The organism is Phenylobacterium aquaticum, assembly GCF_022695515.1.
GTDB lineage: Bacteria > Pseudomonadota > Alphaproteobacteria > Caulobacterales > Caulobacteraceae > Phenylobacterium > Phenylobacterium aquaticum.
This window is the reverse complement of record NZ_JALDPT010000022.1, coordinates 1-19,960: the sequence shown is the minus strand read 5'-3', so window position 1 is coordinate 19,960 and position 19,960 is coordinate 1. Positions and strand designations below refer to the sequence as shown.

Annotated in this window: 19 protein-coding genes, 2 tRNA genes and 1 pseudogene; 15 read left to right on the top strand and 7 right to left on the bottom strand. The window is 69.6% G+C overall.

Features of this window, described 5'->3' with window-relative positions; all coding sequences use genetic code 11:
* Positions 1-93 precede the first annotated feature (93 nt).
* From MQH10_RS15965 to MQH10_RS15955, 3 genes are all read left to right on the top strand, one after another.
* Positions 94-2,430, top strand: coding sequence for a TonB-dependent receptor (locus tag MQH10_RS15965; protein ID WP_242565013.1), 2,337 nt, complete (start codon positions 94-96; stop codon positions 2,428-2,430).
* A 91-nt stretch (positions 2,431-2,521) separates the two neighbouring features.
* Complete coding sequence (locus MQH10_RS15960; protein WP_242565012.1) at positions 2,522-3,934, top strand: amidase; 1,413 nt, start codon at positions 2,522-2,524, stop codon at positions 3,932-3,934.
* Between the two features lie 81 nt (positions 3,935-4,015).
* Positions 4,016-4,333, top strand: coding sequence for a DMT family protein (locus tag MQH10_RS15955; protein ID WP_419720782.1), 318 nt, complete (start codon positions 4,016-4,018; stop codon positions 4,331-4,333).
* Here the strand turns inward: MQH10_RS15955 and MQH10_RS15950 are convergent.
* Positions 4,330-4,749 (bottom strand): DUF1761 domain-containing protein, encoded by a 420-nt coding sequence (locus MQH10_RS15950; RefSeq protein ID WP_242565010.1) that lies wholly within the window; start codon positions 4,747-4,749, stop codon positions 4,330-4,332. The genes MQH10_RS15955 and MQH10_RS15950 overlap by 4 nt on opposite strands.
* A gap of 159 nt (positions 4,750-4,908) precedes the next feature.
* On the opposite strand from MQH10_RS15950, the gene metG reads away from it, so the two are divergent.
* Positions 4,909-6,708 carry a methionine--tRNA ligase gene (gene metG, locus MQH10_RS15945; RefSeq protein WP_242565009.1) on the top strand — a complete coding sequence of 600 codons (1,800 nt, stop codon included), beginning with the start codon at positions 4,909-4,911 and terminating at the stop codon, positions 6,706-6,708.
* A 9-nt stretch (positions 6,709-6,717) separates the two neighbouring features.
* On the opposite strand, the gene MQH10_RS15940 is transcribed toward metG, so the two are convergent.
* Positions 6,718-8,094: an aminotransferase-like domain-containing protein gene (locus MQH10_RS15940; RefSeq protein WP_242565008.1), complete on the bottom strand. Its 1,377-nt coding sequence runs from the start codon at positions 8,092-8,094 to the stop codon at positions 6,718-6,720.
* A gap of 208 nt (positions 8,095-8,302) precedes the next feature.
* Between MQH10_RS15940 and MQH10_RS15935 the strand changes: the two genes are divergently transcribed.
* The 6 genes from MQH10_RS15935 (at position 8,303) to MQH10_RS15915 (ending at position 10,859) form a co-directional block, all read left to right on the top strand.
* Positions 8,303-8,671, top strand: a complete 369-nt coding sequence (locus MQH10_RS15935; protein WP_242565007.1) for a DUF983 domain-containing protein — start codon at positions 8,303-8,305, stop codon at positions 8,669-8,671.
* An 81-nt stretch (positions 8,672-8,752) separates the two neighbouring features.
* A complete protein-coding gene (locus MQH10_RS26880; RefSeq protein WP_336605117.1) occupies positions 8,753-8,875 on the top strand; it encodes an alpha-L-fucosidase in 123 nt (40 codons plus the stop codon).
* Entirely contained in the window at positions 8,836-9,891 is a 1,056-nt protein-coding gene (locus MQH10_RS15930) for an alpha-L-fucosidase (protein WP_336605116.1), read from the top strand. The genes MQH10_RS26880 and MQH10_RS15930 overlap by 40 nt, the downstream gene beginning before the upstream one ends.
* 52 nt (positions 9,892-9,943) lie before the next feature.
* The gene (locus tag MQH10_RS15925) at positions 9,944-10,198 is read left to right on the top strand and encodes a type II toxin-antitoxin system Phd/YefM family antitoxin (RefSeq protein ID WP_242565006.1); all 255 of its coding nucleotides are present in this window, start codon (positions 9,944-9,946) and stop codon (positions 10,196-10,198) included.
* Entirely contained in the window at positions 10,198-10,626 is a 429-nt protein-coding gene (locus tag MQH10_RS15920; protein WP_242565005.1) for a type II toxin-antitoxin system VapC family toxin, read from the top strand. The genes MQH10_RS15925 and MQH10_RS15920 overlap by 1 nt, the downstream gene beginning before the upstream one ends.
* Before the next feature lie 14 nt (positions 10,627-10,640).
* A complete protein-coding gene (locus MQH10_RS15915) occupies positions 10,641-10,859 on the top strand; it encodes a hypothetical protein (protein WP_242565004.1) in 219 nt (72 codons plus the stop codon).
* Here the strand turns inward: MQH10_RS15915 and MQH10_RS15910 are convergent.
* Together MQH10_RS15910 and MQH10_RS15905 are read right to left on the bottom strand one after the other, a co-directional pair.
* Complete coding sequence (locus MQH10_RS15910) at positions 10,856-11,605, bottom strand: YjbE family putative metal transport protein (protein WP_242565003.1); 750 nt, start codon at positions 11,603-11,605, stop codon at positions 10,856-10,858. The two genes, MQH10_RS15915 and MQH10_RS15910, sit on opposite strands and share 4 nt — an antisense overlap.
* A gap of 40 nt (positions 11,606-11,645) precedes the next feature.
* On the bottom strand, positions 11,646-13,184 hold the full coding sequence (locus tag MQH10_RS15905) for an acetyl-CoA acetyltransferase (protein WP_242565002.1): 1,539 nt from the start codon (positions 13,182-13,184) through the stop codon (positions 11,646-11,648).
* A gap of 152 nt (positions 13,185-13,336) precedes the next feature.
* Here MQH10_RS15905 and MQH10_RS15900 point away from each other — a divergent pair, with 152 nt between their 5' ends.
* The gene (locus MQH10_RS15900) at positions 13,337-14,068 is read left to right on the top strand and encodes an IclR family transcriptional regulator (protein ID WP_242565001.1); all 732 of its coding nucleotides are present in this window, start codon (positions 13,337-13,339) and stop codon (positions 14,066-14,068) included.
* 3 nt (positions 14,069-14,071) lie between these two features.
* Here MQH10_RS15900 and MQH10_RS15895 read toward each other — a convergent pair whose 3' ends face one another.
* Positions 14,072-14,989, bottom strand: coding sequence for an alpha/beta hydrolase family protein (locus tag MQH10_RS15895; protein ID WP_242565000.1), 918 nt, complete (start codon positions 14,987-14,989; stop codon positions 14,072-14,074).
* Between the two features lie 191 nt (positions 14,990-15,180).
* Here MQH10_RS15895 and MQH10_RS15890 point away from each other — a divergent pair.
* Positions 15,181-16,325, top strand: a pseudogene (locus tag MQH10_RS15890) (aminotransferase class I/II-fold pyridoxal phosphate-dependent enzyme).
* A 995-nt stretch (positions 16,326-17,320) separates the two neighbouring features.
* On the opposite strand, the gene MQH10_RS15885 reads toward MQH10_RS15890, so the two are convergent.
* Positions 17,321-18,445, bottom strand: a complete 1,125-nt coding sequence (locus tag MQH10_RS15885) for a hypothetical protein (protein ID WP_242564999.1) — start codon at positions 18,443-18,445, stop codon at positions 17,321-17,323.
* 293 nt (positions 18,446-18,738) lie between these two features.
* Positions 18,739-19,545, bottom strand: coding sequence for a 23S rRNA (guanosine(2251)-2'-O)-methyltransferase RlmB (gene rlmB, locus MQH10_RS15880; RefSeq protein WP_242564998.1), 807 nt, complete (start codon positions 19,543-19,545; stop codon positions 18,739-18,741).
* 66 nt (positions 19,546-19,611) lie between these two features.
* Here rlmB and MQH10_RS15875 point away from each other — a divergent pair.
* From MQH10_RS15875 to MQH10_RS15865, 3 genes are all read left to right on the top strand, one after another.
* A tRNA-Tyr gene (locus MQH10_RS15875) sits at positions 19,612-19,697 on the top strand.
* Positions 19,698-19,750: 53 nt separating this feature from the next.
* Positions 19,751-19,824 (top strand) — tRNA-Gly (locus tag MQH10_RS15870).
* A gap of 31 nt (positions 19,825-19,855) precedes the next feature.
* Positions 19,856-19,960 (top strand): GTP-binding protein (locus MQH10_RS15865; protein WP_242565071.1); only part of this gene is annotated, 105 nt, incomplete at its 3' end.

Here is a 19,960-nt window from a genome sequence, read left to right as displayed (position 1 = left end):
TTCGGCCCTGGGGACCTTCGTCTTGCCTCGCCATGTCTGGCGCCGGCCGCGCTTGTCCTCAGTCTGATCGCGGGGCTCGGCCTGGCCGCGCCCATGCAGGCGGCCGAGGCGACCTATAGCTTCAACATTCCGCGCAAGGCGCTCGGCGCCGCCCTGATCGACCTGGCGATCCAGTCGGGGGTCTCGATCAGCACCCAGGCCGCGGCGGGCTGCGCGGCGCCCGCCCAGGATCTGGTCGGCCGCTACAGCCTGAAGGCGGCGCTGGAGCGCCTGCTGGCCGGGACGGGCTGCGGCTATCGGCTGGTCGACGCCCATGCGGTGCAGATCGTCCGCGCTCCGCCCCGGCCGCGCCCGGTGACGCCCCCCGCGCCGTCGTCGACCTCCAACCTGTCCGAGCTGGTGGTTGTCGCGACCCGCCGGCCGACGCCGGCCGACCGCCTGGCCTATCCGGTTAGCGCGCTCAGCGATCGGGCCTTGGCGGCCCAGGGGGTTCGGGACGCCGGCGATCTGGCGCTGGTGACGCCGGCCATGACCGTCACCAACCTTGGGGCGGGGCGGGACAAGATCCTGCTGCGCGGCCTGTCGGACGGGCCCCTGACCGGGCGCACCCAGTCCATGGTCGGGCTCTATCTGGACGATGCGCGGATCACCTACAACGCGCCGGACCCGGACCTGCGCTGGGTCGACCTGGCCCAGGTCGAGGTGCTGAGGGGACCGCAGGGCGCGCTCTATGGGTCGGGGTCGCTGGGGGGCGTGCTGCACCTGGTCACCGCCGCGCCGGACGCCTCGGGCCGGTCGGGCTGGATCTCGGCGACTGGGGCGGCGACGGCGGGAGGTTCCGGCTCCAACACCCTGGAAGGCATGGTCAATCTGCCGATCCTGTCCGGCCGCGGGGCGGTGAGGGCGGTGGCCTATCGCGAGGCGCTCGGCGGCTATATCGACGACACCGGCGTGGGTCTGAAGGACGTCAATCGGTCGGTCCGCACCGGAGGCCGACTGGCCGCCAGCCTGGCGCTCAATGACGACTGGACCGCTCGCGCCGGCCTGGTGATGCAGGCGATCAACGCCGACGACACCCAATACGCCCTTGCTGGGGAAGGTCGCTACACCCGCCGCAACGCCTTGCGCGAGCCGCATGACAATGATTTCGGCATGGCGGACCTGGGCCTCACAGGGGACCTGGGCTGGGCGCAGGCGCGCCTGTCCGCGGCGGTGGTGCGCCACCAGCTGACCAGCCGATATGACGCCACGGCCGCTCCGCCGGTGGCGGTTCCCGCGGGGCCCGCGGCCTTCGACGACCAGGACGACATTTCCAGCCTGGTCACCGAGGCGAGCCTCTCCGCTCGTCCGGACGCCCGGGTTCAGTGGCTCGCCGGTCTATTCGTCGCCCGGACCCGCCAGGACCTCAGTCTCGACCTGACGGCCCTGGGCGGGTCGCCCGTGGTCGCCTTCGCCGAGGCGCGTCGCGACCGGCTGGAGGAGGCCGCCCTCTATGGCCAGGTGATCTGGCCGCTCACCGACCGGCTGAGCCTGACCCTGGGTGGGCGGCTTTTCAGCACCGACACTCGGGTCACCAGCCAGATCCACGCGCCCCTGGCGGGCGCGACCATCCCCTATGACGGACGGCTGAGGCACACAGGCTTCGCCCCCAAGTTCGTTCTGTCCTACGCCCCGACCGCAGAGGCCCTGGTCTATGTCGAGGCCGCGGAGGGCTATCGGGCGGCGGGGATCAACACCACCGGCGCGCCAGGCCAGGTGTTCAGCGCGCCGGGCGGACCCGAGCCCTATCGCAACTATCAGGGCGACGAGCTGTGGAGTTTCGAGGTCGGCGGGCGGGTCACCCTGCTCGACGGTCGGCTGGGGCTGCGGGGCGCGGTCTTCCAGGCCAACTGGAAGAACATTCAGAGCGACCAGCTGCTCGCCTCGGCCCTGCCGTTCACCGCCAATATCGGTGACGGGCGCAATCGGGGGATCGAGGCGGAGGCGGTCTATCGGTCCGGGCCTCTGGAGCTTCGCGCCGAGGGGCTGGTGAACGCGCCCGAGCTGGACCGGGCCAATCCGGCCTTTCCGGCCCGCGCCGAACTGGGCCTGGCCGGCGTGCCGAACACCTCCCTGGGGGTGAGCGCGCACTTTGGCTGGCGCCTCGCCGGGGACCGCACCTTCGAGCTCGATGGCCGCTACGCCTATGTCGGCGCCTCGCACCTCACCTTCGACGCGGCGACCTCGCCGCGCATGGGCGACTATGGCACGGGGCGGATCGCCGGGACCCTGGGGGCGGACCGTTGGAAGCTGACCCTGGCCGTCGACAATCCGGCCAATTCGCAAGGCGACACCTTCGCTTACGGCAATCCCTTCACGCTCCGGACCACGCGCCAGATCACGCCTTTGCGGCCCCGCACCGTGTCTCTGACCCTTAGAGTCGCCTACTGACGGTCTCCCCGAATTGGGGACGGAACCGCGAAAGAGGCTTTGGTTCGAGCCCGGGCCTGTGATCCTCTCAGCGCTTCAGGGAGAGACCGGCATGAAGTTCGACGACTATCGCAAGCATGACGCCGTGGGCCTGGCCGGTCTGGTCGCCAAGGGCGAGGTCTCGGCCGGCGAACTGCTGGAGACCGCTGTGGCCCGGATGGCCGAGGTCAATCCCAGGCTCAACGCCGTCACCCTGGATCTGGCCGACCGCGCGCGAAAGGAGACCGCCGCCGCGGCGCCGACCGGACCGTTGGCCGGCGTGCCCTATCTGCTGAAGGACCTGGGCGCCCTGCTGGCGGGGACGCCCACCACCGGCGGCTCGGCGCTCTGGAAGGACAATGTCCCCGCCGCCGACAGCGCCATCGTCACCGCCTACAAGCAGGCGGGGCTGGTGATCTTCGGCAAGACCAACACCCCGGAATTCGGCCTGATGCCGGTGACGGAGCCCGACTTCCTGGGCGTCTGCCGCAATCCCTGGGACACGGACCGCACGCCCGGCGGGTCGTCCGGCGGCGCGGCCTCGGCGGTGGCGGCGGGGATCGTGCCTGCGGCGCACGCCAGCGACGGAGGCGGCTCGATCCGCACCCCGGCGGCGGCCTGCGGCCTGTTCGGCATGAAGCCGTCGCGGGGCCGGGTTTCGTTCGCACCGCTCGGCGAAGGCTGGGGCGGCGCCTCGATCCAGCATGCCGTCACCCGCTCCGTGCGCGACAGCGCCGTGCTGCTGGACGCGGTCTGCCGGCCCCAGTCTGGCGACCCCTATTATCTCGATGCGCCCGCTACGCCCTTCGCCCAGGAGGTCGGGCGCGCGCCCGGCCGGCTGCGGATCGGCTTCACCACCGCGGCCCTGGCCGCGCCGGCGCTGGATCCCGAATGCGCCCAGGCCGTACTGGATGCGGCGAAGCTGTGCGAGAGCCTCGGCCACATCGTCGAGGAGGTGACGGTTTCAGGCGATCTCGCCGCCATGCAGGCGGCGGCCGGCGACGTCATCGCCGCCAGCGTCGCCGCCACCCTGGAGGCCGAGGGCGAGAAGCGCGGGCGGGCCGTCACCGCCGACGATGTGGAGCTCCTCACCTGGGCCATGGCGCGCCGGGGCCAGCAGGTGACGGGGGCCAGCTATGTGCGCGGGCTGGCGGCCATCCACGCCTATGGCCGGGCGGTGGCCGAGCTGTTCAAGACCTATGACGTGCTGCTGCTCTCGACGCTCGGCAGCCCGGCCATTCCGATCGGCTGGCTGACCGAGAACTTCGAGACCTATGCCCCCAGGCTGTTCGACTTCATGCCCAACACCCAGGCCTTCAACAACACCGGCCAGCCGGCCATGACCGTGCCGCTTTCCTGGTCGACGTCGGGCCTGCCGATCGGGTTGCAGTTCGTCGCGGGCATGGCCAACGAGGCGGTGCTGTTCCGCCTGGCCGGCCAGCTCGAACAGGCCCGGCCCTGGTTCGACCGGGTGGCCGAAATCTAGTCTCGGGCGTTATAGGCGCCGCTTGTTCTATCCCGGAGCCCGGCCTTGCCCCTGACCTTCGCGCGCGTCGCACCCGTCCTGATGCTGATCGCGTCCAACGTCTTCATGACCTTCGCCTGGTACGGCCACCTGAAGGTCCATAACCGGCCGCTGTGGCTGATCATCGTGGTCAGCTGGGGGATCGCCTTCTTCGAATACTGCCTGGCGGTGCCAGCCAACCGGATCGGCGAGCAGGCCTATTCCCCGGCCGAGCTGAAGACCATGCAGGAGGTCATCACGCTTTCGGTCTTCGCCGTGTTCTCGGTGACCTATCTGGGCGAGCGCTTGACCCTGAACCACGCGCTCGGCTTCGGCTTCATCGCCATCGGCGCCCTGTTCGTCTTCAAGGGGCCCTTCTAGTCCGCCGACTTGGCCGGCAGCAGGCCCAGAATGGCGCCGGCGATCAGGTAGCTGACCAGCTGGTAGCCCATGTTCATGATCACCAGCCGGCCAGGCAGCTGCAGGTACAGGAAGTCGATCGACATGGTGGTGAAGTTGAAGAAGAACCAGACCACGACCGCGGCCCCGATCCCGGCCAGGGAATTGACGCCGAGCCGGGCGAAGATCCAGGCGAGCCCGACGACCAGAATCAGGGTGTTGACCACCCCCAGGCTCATATTGACCGCCTGATTGGTCATCGAAGGCGCGTGGCCCATGGCCTCGGTATAGGCGGCGGTCCAGACGTCGGACAGCAGCACCCCGTACCAGAGGTAGCCCAGCCCCTCGAGCAGCACCACGCAGATGGCGACAGCGACCCAGTTCACGCCCTTGATCATCACAGCTCTCCCCAGAACGTCGGTATGCTGAAGCTATTGTAGCCGGAAGGCGAGGGGCAATTCGCGTCCGGAGCGGCCGCCGGCGAGAAGGCGGCTTTGGCGAAGCGGCCGGGCGCCCTATAAGCCGCCGCTTCCAAGTCTCCTCATTTCGAGCCCTCCATGACCCGCATCCTCATCACCTCGGCCTTGCCCTACATCAACGGGATCAAGCACCTGGGGACGCTCGCGGGCTCCATGCTGCCGGCCGACGTCTTCGCCCGCTTCCAGCGGTCGCTGGGCCGCGAGACCCTCTATCTCTGCGCCACCGACGAACACGGCACGCCGACCGAGCTGGCGGCCGCCGAGGCCGGCCAGAAGCCGGCCGAATTCTGCGCCGAGCAGCATGAGATCCAGCATCGCCTGGGCCGCGCCTTCGGCCTGTCCTGGGACCACTTCGGCCGCTCGTCCTCGCCGCAGAACGCCAAGCTGACCCAGCGCTTCGCCCAGACCCTGTGGGAGCAGGGCTTCATGGAGGAGCGGGTCACCCAGCAGGTCTATTCCAACGCCGACAAGCGCTTCCTGCCCGACCGCTACGTCATCGGCACCTGCCCGCACTGCGGCTACACGGCCGCCCGCGGCGACCAGTGCGAGAACTGCACGCGGGTGCTCGACCCCGCCGACCTGATCCATCCGCGTTCGGCGGTGTCGGGTTCGGAAGACATCGAGATCCGGGATTCCAAGCACCTGTTCCTGCGCCAGAGCCTGTTCTCCGACCGGCTGCGCGCCTGGATCGACGGCAAGAAGGGCGACTGGCCGCTGCTGGTCACGTCGATTGCGCTCAAGTGGCTGGACGAGGGTCTGCAGGACCGGGGGATCACGCGGGACCTGGAATGGGGCGTGCCGGTCAACGCCGCCGATTGGGGCCCGAACCCGGACGGCGCGACCCCGGATGTCGAGGGCCTCGCCGGCAAGGTCTTCTATGTCTGGTTCGACGCGCCGATCGAATACATCGCCGCCACCTGGGAATGGGCCGACGCCCAGGCCGCCGCGGCCGGCAAGGGCCCGGCGGTCGACGCCGACTGGGAGCGCTGGTGGCGCAACCCGCAAGCGTCGGACGTCACTTACGTGGAGTTCATGGGCAAGGACAATGTGCCCTTCCACACCGTGGGCTTCCCCTGCACCCTGATCGGGGTGAACGAGCGCTTCGACGGGGCCAACTGGTCGCCGGCCAACAACGCCCCCTGGAAGCTGGTCGACCGGCTGAAGGGCTTCAACTGGCTGGACTATTACGGCGGCAAGTTCTCGACCTCGCAAAAGCGCGGGGTGTTCATGGACCATGCGCTGGAGCTGCTGCCCGCCGACTACTGGCGCTGGTGGGTGACCGCCAATACGCCGGAGACCTCCGACGCCACCTTCACCTGGGAGCAGTTCCAGGCCCAGGTGAACGCCGACCTGGCCGACGTGCTGGGCAATTTCGTCAACCGCATCCTGAAGTTCACCGAGACCCGGTTCGAGGGCGTGGTGCCCGACGGCGGCGAGGATGGCCCGCTGGAGATCAAGCTGCGCGCCGACATCGACGCCAAGCTGGCCGAGCTTGAGGAAAACCTCGAGGGCATCGAGCTTCGCAAGTCGGCGCAGTCGCTGCGCCAGCTGTGGGTGCTGGGCAATCAGTACCTGACCGAGGCCGCGCCCTGGACCGCGATCAAGACCGACCGGGACCGCGCCGCCGTGGCCGTCCGCACGGGGCTGAACCTGGTGGCCCTGTTCGCCAAGGTCTCCGAGCCCTTCATCCCCTTCGCCTGCGAGAAGATCGCCGACGGCGTGGGCGAGGCCTTCCCCGGTCGCTGGCCCGCCAAGGGCGAGGCGCTCAACGCCCTGCCGCCCGGCCGGACAGTGAAGGCCCCGGACGTGCTGTTCCGCAAGGTCGAGGACGCCCAGGTGGCCGAGTGGGTCGAGCGCTTCGGCGGGGCCGAGGCCTAAGGCCGAGCCTCAGACCACTGAGGACGACAGGGCGGGGGCGGCGGCCAGCAGGTCGCCAATCCGTTGCAGGGCGGCGGCGAGGCGCGGTCGGCTGATCGGTCCGCCCAGGCCTATGCGGACGGCCTCCGGCGGGGGCGGCACGCCGACATGAAAGGCGTCTGACCCCACCACGCCAATCCCCGACCCGGTCATCCGCGCGGCGAACTCGCCCCGGCTCCAGCCTGGGGGCAGGGTGAGCCAGAGATGGAAGCCGTCCGGCGCCGGAGCGGCGTGGGCGTCGAGCTCGCCGGCCAGGGCGCGCCGCGCGTGGGTCTCTGAGCGGATCGCCTCGAGCACCGCCTGGGCGCAGCCGCCGTTGATCCAGCGGCTGGCGATGGCGGCCGAGAGCGGCGAGGCCATGGAGACGGTGGCGCGCAAAGCGCCCCGGGCGAGGGCCGCGGCGCGGGCGGACGGCGCGGCGAGATAGGCGATCCTGAGCCCCGGCGACAGGCACTTGGCCAGGCTGGCGACATGCCAGGTGATGTCGGGCGCCAACGCCGCGAGGGGCGGGAGGGGCTCGGCCAGCAGGCGGCCATAGGCGTCGTCCTCCAGGATCGTCACGCCATGGCGTCGCCCGATCTCGACGATGGCCTGGCGACGCGCGAGGCTCATGGTGGCGGTGGTCGGGTTCTGCAGGGTCGGCGTGCAGTAGAGCAGGCGGGGGGCCTCGGCGCGGCAGGCGGCCTCGAAGGCCTCCGGCGTCAGGCCCTCGGCGTCCATCGCAAGATCGATCAGCCGGACCCCGGCCTGGGCGGCGGCGGCGCGATAGCCCGGGAAGGTCAGGCGTTCCACCGCCACGGCCTCGCCGGGACGGAGCAGCAGGCTGGTCAGGGCGAAGAGCGCGCTCTGGGCGCCGGGAACCACCAGCAGGCGATCGGGATACAGACCGGGCAGGACCGGCGCCAGCCATGTCGTCGCCGCCTCGCGATCGGCCAGGGCGCCGGCGGGGTCCTGGTAGCGCAGCAGCAGGTCCAGGCCGCCGGACCTCAGGCGGGCGGCCTCGTCCCACATGCGCGAGGTCAGGGCTGGGTCCGAGAAATGCGGCGGCAGGTTCATGGTCAGGTCGACCGGCGCCGCGGCAGGCGGCTCGGCCCCGCCCCGCGCGAAAGTGCCCTGGCCGACGCGGCCCTCGACCAGCCCCCGACGCGCGGCCTCGGCATAGGCGCGGCTGATGGTGGTGAAATCGACGCCGAGGGCCTGCGCCAATCTGCGCTGGGGCGGCAGGCGCGCGCCGGGGGGCAGGGCGCCGGACGCCAGGTCGCTGGCGATAGCGTCGGCCAGGGCCAGATAGAGCGGTCCCGTTGCCTGAGTCAGGTCGGGTGTCCAGGCGAGATCGGCTTTGGGCATGGCGAAGGCTCTGGAATCCAGTCAATAAAATATTGTATGCATCCGGCCTTGGTATTTTGCAATGGGGAATAGAGCTCGGAAAAGGCGGGATAATCACCCTTTCTCGACCGAATTGGCGATGTTGTTCGGCATATTGTAGGGGCGCGTAGATGGAATTATATGTGTGGTCGATCCAGTCAATGTGGATTGTTCGGACAAGGAGTCCGTCATGACCGCTCTTACGATGCGCTCGCCCGGCCTGGGGCTGAAGCGCGGCCTCGCCCGCCACTGCCCCAATTGCGGGGAGGGCCACCTGTTCAGCGGCTATCTGAAGGTGCAGCCGACCTGCGAGGCCTGCGGCCATGACAACGGCGCCTATCGCGCCGACGACGGCCCGGCCTATTTCACCATCCTGCTGGTGGGGCACCTAGTCGTGGCGCCCTTGCTCTGCTTCAGCTTCATTTGGACCTGGCCGGTCGGCCTGGTGCTGACGCTGACGCTCAGCCTGGTGGCTGGGGCCACCTTGGCCCTGCTGCCCTTCGTGAAGGGCGGATTCATCGGGGTGCAGTGGGGCTCGCGGGCGCTCGCCGCCGAATAGCTGGAGTTGACTCCCCGCCCGACGCCCGTCGGAATAGAGGGCGACGCCCGGACATTCAGAAGCCGGGCGCGGGAGGAATATGTGACCACGAGCGCCTTCAAGGGCCGGCCGTGCCCGGACTGGTACGCCGAGCCCCAGCTGGGGATCTTCATCCACTGGGGCATGTGGGCGATCCCGGCCTGGGCGCGCGCGGCGCGTCCCTGACCGAGCTGGTCCGCACGGACTACGACATGGCCTTCGCTCTGGGCCCCTATGCCGAGTGGTATCCGAACGCCATGAAGGTCGAGGGCAGCCCCACGGCCATCCGGCACGCGGAGCTCTATGGCGACCAACCCTATGCCGCCTTCCGCGAGCCGTTCGAGGCCGCCGCCCAGGCCTTTGACGCGGACGCCTGGGCTGACCTGTTCGTCGAGGCCGGGGCCAAATATGTGGTCTTCGTCACCAAGCATCATGACGGCTTTTGCCTGTGGCCGACGGCGATCGATAACCCCAATCGGCCCGGCTGGCATAGCGAACGCGACTTCGTCGGCGAGCTGGCCGAGGCGGTGCGCAAACGCGGGATGCGGTTCGGGCTCTATTATTCCGGCGGGCTCGACTGGACCTTCCACCACACGCCGATCGCCAATTTCGGCGACATGTTCGCCTGTGTCCCGCCCGGCGAGGCCTATCGCCAATACGCCCTGGCCCAGGTTCGCGAGCTGATCGACCGTTACAAGCCCTCGGTCCTGTGGAACGACATCGCCTGGCCCGACGGCCGGGATCTCGAGGAGCTGTTCGCCTATTATTACGCGGCCGTGCCGGAGGGCGTGGTCAATGACCGCTGGAGCGGGAACACCGCCCTGTTCGAAGGCTTGCGCACCCCCATGGGGCTCGCCGGGTTCAACGCCATGGTCAAGGCGAGGCTGGCGGAATCGGATGAGGAGCCGACCTCAACCCCCGACCATCATTACGATTTCCGCACCGTGGAATATTCCAAGGGCGGGGACATGGGCGGCGCCAAGTGGGAGTCCACCCGCGGCCTGGGCATGGCCTTCGGCTACAACGCCAATGAGGAGACCGGCGACTATCTGACCGGCGAGGGCCTGACCGAGCTCTATCGCGACGTGACGGACCGGGGCGGGAACCTGCTGATCAATGTCGGGCCGATGGCGGATGGGACGATCCCGCAGGTGCAGCAGGCGCCGTTGCGCGACCTGGGTCGGATCCTGCGGGGCGGGTGACATGCGCGGCCAAATGTAGTAATGTGCCTACAAGTTGGCCGATAGGGTCGCCATGCTCATCACCACGCTCTCCAGTCGCGAATTCAACCAGGACGCCAGCGGGGCGAAGAAGGCGGCCAACAAAGGTCCGGTGTTCATCACTGATCGCGGCCAGCCGCGGCACGTCCTGCTCAGCATCGAGGAGTATCGGCGGCTCACCGGCGCGCCGCGTCGCATCGTCGACGCCCTGGGCATGCCGGGGGACGAGCCCGTCGAGTTCGAGGCGCCGAAGGTCGACATCGCCAGCCGGGCCGGCGACCTCGGCTGATGTTCGTGCTCGACACCAATGTCGTGTCTGAACTGCGCAAGGCGCGCCAGGGCCGGGCGGACGCCAATGTCGTGGCCTGGGCCGACCGGACGGACGCGGAGGCGCTCTATATCTCGGCGATTACCGTCCTGGAGCTTGAGTTGGGCGTGTTGCAGGTCGAGCGCCGGGACGCGCGACAGGGCGCCGCGCTGCGCGCCTGGCTCCAGGAGCAGGTTCTTGTCGAGTTCAAGGACCGCACCCTGGCGATCGACACCGCGGTCGCACGGCGCTGCGCGGCCTTGCACGTGCCCGATCCGCGATCCGAGCGCGACGCCCTGATCGCGGCGACGGCCCTGATCCACGGCATGACTGTGGTCACACGCAACAGCGCGGACTTCGCCGCCACGGGTGTGAACATGCTCAATCCGTGGGGGGATGGCGCCGGATAGAGCGGAGGCGGCCTGTGCGGGACCCGAAATTCGTCTTCTTCAACCGGCGGCCGCGCCTGTTCGAGGCGTTCGACTACCGCACGCCCTACGCCTTCGACAGCTTCGCCAAGTGGATACTGAACACCCTGGGGCCGAAGGCGGCCGGCGGCGGCGTGGCGGGCGACCGCCGCGAGACCCGTCTGAAGGTCCTGGGCGTGGCCGGGCGCGGATCGAAACGGCGGATGCGGGACTAGCCCTTCTTCGCCTTGTGCGCGGCCAGTTCGGCGGGGGTGATGTCGAGGGTCCGCGGCATGATCTCGTTATAGGTCGCGACCTTGCCCAGATCGATGATCACGCTGCGGTGGCCTTCCCAGACCATGCGGAGCGAGACGCCGAACACGATCACCAGGCCGAGATAGCCCAGCCAGCGGAAGCGGTGCAGCAGCTTGGCGATCCAGCTGGCGGCGACGCCCATCAGGGTGATGGAGAGCAGCAGGCCGGCGATCAGGACCTGGGGATGCTCCCGCGCCGCGCCGGCCACAGCCAGTACATTGTCCAGCGACATGGTCAGGTCGGCGACCAGGATCTGCAGAAGGGCCTGGCCCATGGTCTTGGCCTTGGCGACCCGCTTGGGATGCGCGCCGATGCTCACGCCGGTCGCTTCGCCCAGCGCCTCCTCGCCCTCGGCTTCCGCCTCGTGGCCCTGGTCGGCGAGCTCGCGCCACATCTTCCAGCAGACCCAGAGCAGCAGGAGGCCGCCCGCGAGCAGCAGGCCGACCAGCTTGAGCAGCTGGACGGTGATCAGGGCGAAGCCGATCAGCATCACCACGGCGCCCATCAGGCCGAAGATGATGGCCTTGCGGCGCTGGTTGGCGGGCAGGCCGGCGGCGGCGAGGCCCACGGCCACGGCGTTGTCGCCGGCGAGCGCCAGGTCGATCATCACGACCTGGAAGAAGGCGACGAGGGCGCCGGCGGCCGGCAGATGGCTCAGGAAATCCATCGCCCCTTAGTGCGGCGCCCCGTCGGAGGGTGCAAGTCCGTCAAACTACGGGGGTGAAGGCGGTCACCACGTTGCGGCCGCGCTCGTCCTGGCGGACCTGCACTTTCGCGCCCAGGGGGTCGGACGCGATCATCTGGCCGACGATGTCGCCCTCGGCAGCATCGGTCATGGCCACGAACCGCTCGCCCTCCGCCGTGGCGCAGACCAGCACGCCGTGCGGCGCCTCGCGGCCATAGTCGATGGTGTAGGTGACCACCGTCCCCGTGGTCGGAGCGGGAGCGATGACGGGCTTGGGCCAGGCGTTGATCTCCGCCTGCAGGCCCTTGGACTCAAAGCCGGTCCAGGTCGCCGGCTTGGTCGAATAGACGCCGGTGGAGTATTTCGACAGGAAGCCGCCATTGGCGCCCACGAAGCCGAAGGCCCCCGGCTGGGCGCGCAGGGTCCGGACCATGCTGGCGATGGCGTGCATGGAATAGTTGTTCCCGGCCCCGCCGAAGAAGGGCAGGCCGCCGGTGACCGTCAGGGGGCGCAGATCGTTCGCGGCGATGCCCAGGTCGTCGCGGACATTGGTGACCGCGATGGGGAAGCAGGAATAGAGGTCGAACACCGCGATGTCGGCGGCCGTGACGCCGGCCCGCTCCAGGGCGGCCTTGCTGGCGATGGCCGCCGCCGGATAGGCGGCCAGGTCCTGGCGCTCGATCGGGGTGCGCTCGGCGACGTCGGCGCCGCCGTGCAGATAGACCCACTTGTCTTCGGGGATGCCCAGCTCGCGCGCCTTGGCGACGGACGTCATCAGGACAGCCGCGCCCTGGTTCGCCTGGTCGCGGGCCACCATGCGGCGCGGGAAGGGATCGGCGACGATGCGGTTCTTCGGCGTCACGGTCGCCAGGCCGGCGGCGTCGAACACCTCCTGGCTCATGGCGTGGGGATTGGTGTGGGCGACCTCCGTGAACGGGGCGAACAGCTTGCCCATCTCCAGGGCGTAGGCCTCGCGGCCGAGGCCGGTCTTGGCCCGCCGGGCGTTCTCGAACAGGGCATAGAGCTGGATGGGCGTGCGGGCGCCGTGGCCGGCGAGATCCATCGTGACCAGGCCGTCGAGGCCATAGCCGCGGTTCTCCATCTGGCCGCCGACCTCCTCGCTCCAGTCGCGCTTGTCGCCCTGGCTCATCAGGTGGCGGACGGTGGAGATGGCTTCCGAGCCGAAGAACAGGGCCATGCCGGTCTCGCCCTTGGCGATGGCCTGGGCGAACTCGTTGACCAGGTGCTGCGGACCCTGGCCGCCCACCGGCTCCAGGATCGCGCGGGCCGGGTCGGCGCCGATGCGCTGGGCCACGGCGCGCGGGAAGTTGTCGGCGCGGCCGAAGGGGGCGACCGCCTGGGGGCCGGAGATCTCGAACTGCGGAATGCCGGCGACGACGTCGAGGTGCGGCGCCAGGGCCTCGACCGACAGGGCGTCGTCCAGGGCGGCGCGCGCGGCGGCGGCGGCCAGATCGACCGGCGACAGCGCCTTGTAGTCCGGCGCGTCGATCCGCTCCGAGGCCTCGCCCACGCCCACGATGATCGGGGTCAGATCGCTCATTCCATCGTCTCCGCAAAGTCCGGCGCGGTCGGACGCGCCTGTCGCGGCGGAGACTAGCGGCCTGACGCGGCGGCGCCCAAAGCCGATTGCGTGGATGCGCGATTGCGGCCGCCAGGATTCCGCATATGTGGATCGGGCGGAAGGGGCGGGCGATGACGGACGCGGTGGTGAAATCGGCCCAGCGGGCCTTTGCGGTGCTGGAGCTGTTCGAGCTGGAGCGCCGGGCCCTGAGCCTGAGCGAGGTGACCAGCGCTCTGGGCTATCCGACCTCCAGCGCCGCGGCCCTGCTCAAGAGCCTCGTGGTGACCGGCTATCTCGAATACGACCGGGCGGCGCGGGCCTATATGCCGACCATGCGCATCGCGGTGCTGGGCCAGTGGGTGCATGAAGGGTTGTTCGGCGAGGGGGCGATCCTGGCCGCCGCCCACCGGCTGCACGCCGAGACCGGCCTGACCGTGGTGCTGGCCGCCCAGTCCGACCTGCACGCCCAGTATCTGCATCTGGTCCATTCGGGAGAGCCCCTGCGCGCCATGGTGTCGCCGGGCCAGTTGCGGCCGCTCGCCCGCTCCGGCATGGGGCTGCTGCTGCTCAGCGCCCAGCCGGACGCCGAGGTCCGCCGGCTGATGCGGCGGGTGAACGCCCGCCAGCCGGACGACCGCATCGAGATCGCCGAACTGCTGGTGCGGCTGCATCAGGTGCGGGCCCGGGGCTACGCGTTCTCCAAGGACGCGGTCAGTCCGGGCTTCGGCCTGGTCGGCGTGCTCGCCCCGCGCGCCGTCGCGGCCCGGCAGCTGGCCATCGGCGTCACCGGGCGGACCGAGGAGCTGGAGCCCCAGGAAGCCGAGCTGGTGGCGCAGCTGCGCGAAGCGGTGGCCGACCTCTAGGCTCTACTTCAGGGGCGGCGCGCCGGGCAGGGTGGCCAGCCACTTGAGCACCAGGATCTGCAGGGCGATGCGGTGGTCGTTCGAGCCGTGGTCGCTGTCGAGGGTGACGGCCTGGACCTTCTTGGCCTTGGCCGCCGCAAGGGCCGGCATGAGGGCCAGCGCCTTGTCATCATCATCGTCGCGCGTATCCGTCACCACCAGGACCGGGCGATTGGCCAACGCCGGGGCGAAGTCGGCCAGGCTCCATTGCTGGCCATTGGTGGCGATCTGTTCGGCGATCTCGCGGGCGGTCATGCCGGCGATCCGGCCGTCGATGTCATTGAGGCTGGTCGTCACGAAACTGTCCCGCTCGGCGGGCGTCATCTTGGCCAGGGCGGGCTGATCGGCGCTTATGTCCCAGGGGGCGATCAAGCCGCAGCCGAGCACCGAGGGCGTGTGGGCGCAGGCATAGGCGGCCGCATAGCCGCCCATGGAGTGACCCAGCACGGCCACGCGGGCGGAATCCAGACGGTAGGTGCGGGTCGCCCCGGACATGTGGACCCAGTCCATCACGGCCATGGCGTCATCGCCGATCCCGTCCAGGCTGAAGGCGCCGGCTGAACCCCAGGCGCCCCGATAGTGGAAGGTCACCACGGCCCAGCCGGCGCGGCGCATCGCCTGGGCGAGGTCGAGGTTCTGCTCATTGCCCGGCAGGCCGTGCATCAGGATGGCGATCGGATGAGGTCCGCGACCGGTCGGCAGATAGAGCATGGCGTTCATCATCTGGCCGCCGCTGGGAATCTGCACGGCGACGCCGCTGGCCGGAAAGGCCGGATCTGCGGGCGGATCGGCATAGATCGCCGCGGGGATGTCGGCGGGGGGCGCGGCCAGGGCCGGTCCCGCGAGGGCCAGGGCCAGGAGCAGGGGGGAGATCACCTTCATGGGGCCGGACTCCGGGGGTAGGGGGGCGGATCGGATCTTGATCCGACCATGGCCCGTAGCGGCGGGAATGACCATCGGGCTAGGATCATTCGGCGCGAAGGGGGACAGGTTGTGGTCAGGATCGACTTGAAGACCGCACTCCGGCCCTGAGGGGCGGTGGTCAGGAGCCCCGTTTATGGCTACCAAACCGCATGTCCGCTGAGATCGATCCGTTCCACGCCATCGCCATTTCCAGCCTGGCCCATCGGCTCAAGGCGGAAGGGCGCTCCATCATCCACATGGAGTTCGGCCAGCCCTCCACGGGTGCGCCGGCCGCCGCGATCGCCGTGGCGCACGAGGTGCTGGACACCGACGGCATGGGCTATTGGGAAAGCCCGGCGCTGAAGGCGCGGATCGCCCGGCACTATGACGAGACCTATGGCGTCACCGTCGAGCCGGACCAGATCATCCTGACCTGCGGGGCGTCTCCGGCCCTGCTGCTCGCCCTGGCTTCGAGCTTCTCGCCGGGTGACGAGGTGGCCCTGGCCCGGCCGGCTATGTGGCCTACCGCAATACGCTCAAGGCCCTGCACATGGTCCCGGTGGAGATCGACTGCGGACCGGAGAGCCGGTTCCAGCTCACCGCCGCCCACCTGGAGGCGCTGGATCCGCCGCCGGCCGGGGTGATCCTGGCGAGCCCGGCCAATCCGACCGGGACGATCATCGAGGCCCAGGAACTGGCGGCCATCGCCCAGGTCTGTCGAGACCGCGGCATCCGCATCGTCTCCGACGAGATCTATCATGGCCTGAGCTATGTGGGGCCCGCCCGCTCGATCCTGGACTTCGCGCCGGACGCCCTGGTGATCAACAGCTTCTCGAAATATTTCAGCATGGTGGGCTGGCGGCTGGGCTGGTTGCTGGCGCCCAAGGCGCATCTGTCCCGGGCGAGGGCCTATGTCGGCAACCTGTTCCTGACCGCGCCCTCGCTCAGCCAGCATGCGGGGCTGGCGGCCATGGACGCCCGTGACGAGCTCGAGGGCCATGTGGCGGTCTACCGACGCAATCGCGAACTGCTGCTGGCCGCCCTGCCGGATCTCGGCCTGCGCCAGATCGCGCCGCCGGACGGGGCCTTCTATATCTACGCCTATGTGGGGCATCTGACCGACGACAGCCTGGCCTTCTGCAAGCAGCTGCTGCGCGACACCGGCGTCGCCACGGCGCCGGGCGTCGACTTCGACCCCGTCGAGGGCCGTCACTATATCAGGCTGAGTTTCGCCGTCTCGACGCCGGAGATCGAGGAGGCGCTGAGGCGCCTGGCGCCCTGGTTCGCCGCGCGGGCGGCGGAGACCGCGATCTAGTCTATTGCGGCAGACCGGCGCGACCGTGCAGGGCGCAGCCGCGCCACAGGGCCGCGATCATCATGCCGATGAATGCTCCGAGGGCATTGATCATGCCCGACCTCCTGCCGTCCTCCGCGCCGCGTCTGACGCGCGGCTAAGGCGGGAAGTGAAACACCGATAACGCTGTTTGGCAATGTGGCGACGGCGCGCCCCGGCCTGCTGGCCATGGCGCGCCGCATTCGGCGCCGGATCGCCTTTGTCCGGCGCCGATCGCGGATCGGGTCTGCGCCCGATCCGTCAGTGAGCGTGCTCGAGTTCCTTGGCGTGGCCGTGGTTGTCGTGGCCATGGTCGTCATGACCGTGCCCATGATCGTCGTGGCCATGTCCATGGTCGTCATGCGCGGCGGCCGGGGCGTGACCATGATCGTCGTGCCCATGGCCGTGGTCGTCATGACCATGCCCATGATCATCGTGGCCATGCCCGTGATCGTCATGCGCCGCGGCGGGCGCATGGCCATGGTCGTCATGGCCGTGTCCATGGTCGTCGTGCGCCGCGGCGTGGCCGTGGTCGTCGTGGCCATGGCCGTGATCGTCATGGCCGTGGCCATGATCATCGTGCGCGGCGGCGGGCGCATGCCCATGATCGTCATGGCCGTGGCCATGGTCGTCATGCGCGGCGGCGCCGTGCCCGTGATCGTCGTGGCCATGGCCATGATCCCCATGGCCGTGGCCGTGGTCGTCGTGAGCCGGGGCGGCGTGGCCGTGGTCGTCGTGACCATGCCCGTGATCATCGTGCGCCGTGGCGGCGTGGCCGTGATCGTCGTGGCCGTGACCATGGTCGTCATGCCCGTGGCCATGATCGTCGTGCCCATGGCCGTGATCATCATGGGCGTGCGCCGAGGCGATCACCCCGGCCGCAGCTGCGCCGGCGGCCGCGGCGGCCAGCGGCGCGGCGAGGCCGCCATGACCATGGCCGTGGTCCTCGTCCGCGACCGTGTGGCTGCTGGTGTCGGTCATGGTGCGGAACTTGCGGCGCCGCTCGTTGCGCCGGGCGTTCTCACCGGCGTTGCGGGCGATCGCCACCAACAGGGCCAGGCCCAGCAGCAGCAGGCCGACGGCGACCACCGACTTGGACGGCACCACGCCGACACCGGGGATCTTGACGGTCGCATGCCGGGAATGGCGAGCTTGTCGAGCAGCGAGCCCTTGTCGCGCGGCGCGGGCGGGGGCAGGGCGGCCTTCACCGCCTGCTCCAGGCTGGCGAGCGAGAAGTTCATCGGCAGCTTCAGGCCCTTGAGGCTGGCGTCGACATCGGCCTTCAGCGGGCCCTTCTCGCCGGCGCCCGGCTTGACCTGCCAGTTGAAGGACGGCGCTTCGCCGAGCTTCAGCTTGGCGGTCTGCGGACCGTTCGGCGTGATCTCATAGCCTTCGCCCGACAGGGTGGCGGTGACGTCGGCCTTCTTGGCGGCCTTGCCCAGCCCGAGCTTGCCAGCTTCCCGCTGGATCATGGCCAGCAGGGTCTGGGGCAGGGACAGGCTGACCTGGGCCGTCTGGCCCTGGGCCAGGGCCTCGGGCACGGTCAGCTTGGAGCCGGCCGCGACTTCGCCGCCGACCGCCGTCTGCAGGGCGGCCAGCTTCGGGTTCTCAGGCGTCGGCAGTCCGCCGGGCGGCGGGGTCATGGCCGCGGTCACCACCGGCGCGGGCTTGGCGACCTCGGAGACCACGGTCTGCGGGGCGGCGGGCGGCGTCACAGGCGGGAGCGGCTTGGCCGCCATGACCTGAGGCGCAGGCTTGGCCGCGGCCATCACCGGCGCGGGCTTGGCGACCGCAACCGGCCGGGCCGTCGGCTTGGCCGGCGCGGCCTGGGCGACGGCATAGTCGCGGCTGTGCCCGCCGACATAGGCGCGAGGCGCATAGCGGGTGCCATAGACCTGACGCCGCTCGGCGGCGGTCATGTCCTCGGGGTTCTTCACCGGACGCATCGCGGTGACCAGCACGCCGTCCGCGCGGCGATAGGTGACCAAGCGCATCAGATACTTGGGATTGGACGTCGAGGCCGGCGGCGGCGCCTGGGCGCGAGACCCGCCGGGACCGCCCAGCAGGCCGGAATTGTCCGCAGAGCCGGGCGCGCCGCCCATCAGGGCCGGCGGCGGCGCCTGGCCGACGCTGTTCGGCGGCGGCGGTGACTGATGCGGCGACGGACCGCTACACCCCGCAAAGGTCAATAAGGCGACCGCTGCAGCCCCCCGCAACGCCGTCTTGGTTAACACGCCCGCCATCGGAAGCCCCCATCCCATCGCGTAGATCACAGGTCACAGTGACCGAACTTGGTGTCAGGATGACAACAAAACACGGTGGAGGTGGAAATCAAAAGGGTGAATCGATTGAGGTATATGCAATTCGCCTGACGAGCGAACGCCGTTCGCAGATTCTATCGAACACGGGTCGCTTCATAGAGGGCGACTGCGGCGGCGGCCGAGACGTTAAGACTCTCGAAGCCGCCGGGCATGGCGATGCGAACCAGCTCGTCGCAGTGCTCCGCGACCAGCCGGCGCAGGCCTTCCCCTTCGGAACCCAGAATGAGCAACACGGCCTGTCCGTCGAGGGCGGCGTCCAGGGTCCGCTCGCCCGAACCGGCGAGGCCGAGCGCCCGCCAGCCGGATTCGGTGAGGGACTCGATCGCCCGCGACAGGTTGGTGACCCGGGCGGTGGGGATCTTGTCGACGGCGCCGACCGCCGCCTTGGCGAGCACGCCCGTCAGCTTCGGGGCGTGGCGATCCTGCAGGATGACGCCGGCCGCCCCGAACGCAGCCGCAGAGCGCAGCACCGCGCCGACATTCTGCGGGTCGGTGACCTGGTCCAGCATGATCAGCACCGCGCCGGGGCGGGCCACGAAATCGTCGAGCGACACGTCCTCCAGCGGCGGACTGCGCAGGGCGACGCCTTGGTGCACCGCGCCGGCGGGCAGATTCTGCGCGATCTGGGAGCCTTCGACGACCTCCAGAACGGCGGGGCGTCCGAATCGAGCCGCGATCTCCTTGGCGCGATCGGCGGTGGCCAGAAGACGCAGCGGCGCGCCTCTTTCCGGGTTGCCAAGCGCCGCCGCGACCGCGTGCCAGCCCCACAGCCAGTCGTCCGAGGCGTTATTGCGCCTGGGTTCGAAGCGTGCGGGCGCACTCTTTCCATGCGGCTTGCGAGAACCCTTTCGGGCTGCGTTGCGTTCGTGAGACGACGACACTATAAGACGCCCTCCAAATTGGGGCCGGAGATGATTACCGCGTCCTAATAGGGCTCTGAGCGCGCTGGGGGAATGTCCCGAGTGGCAAAGGGGGGGGACTGTAAATCCCCTGGCGTCAGCCTTCGTAGGTTCGAGTCCTACTTCCCCCACCACGCGCCAGAGCAAAACATCTTCAGGGAGGCTCGCCCGAGCACCGCCCCCAATTGCGGGTATAGCACAGTGGTAGTGCAGCAGCCTTCCAAGCTGAGGATGCGGGTTCGATTCCCGCTACCCGCTCCAACCCAATAGACCTACGCCGTCAGGGACCCCCATGGCCAAAGAGAAGTTTGAACGCACTAAGCCGCACTGCAACATCGGCACGATTGGTCACGTTGACCATGGGAAGACGACGCTGACGGCTGCGATCACCATCACG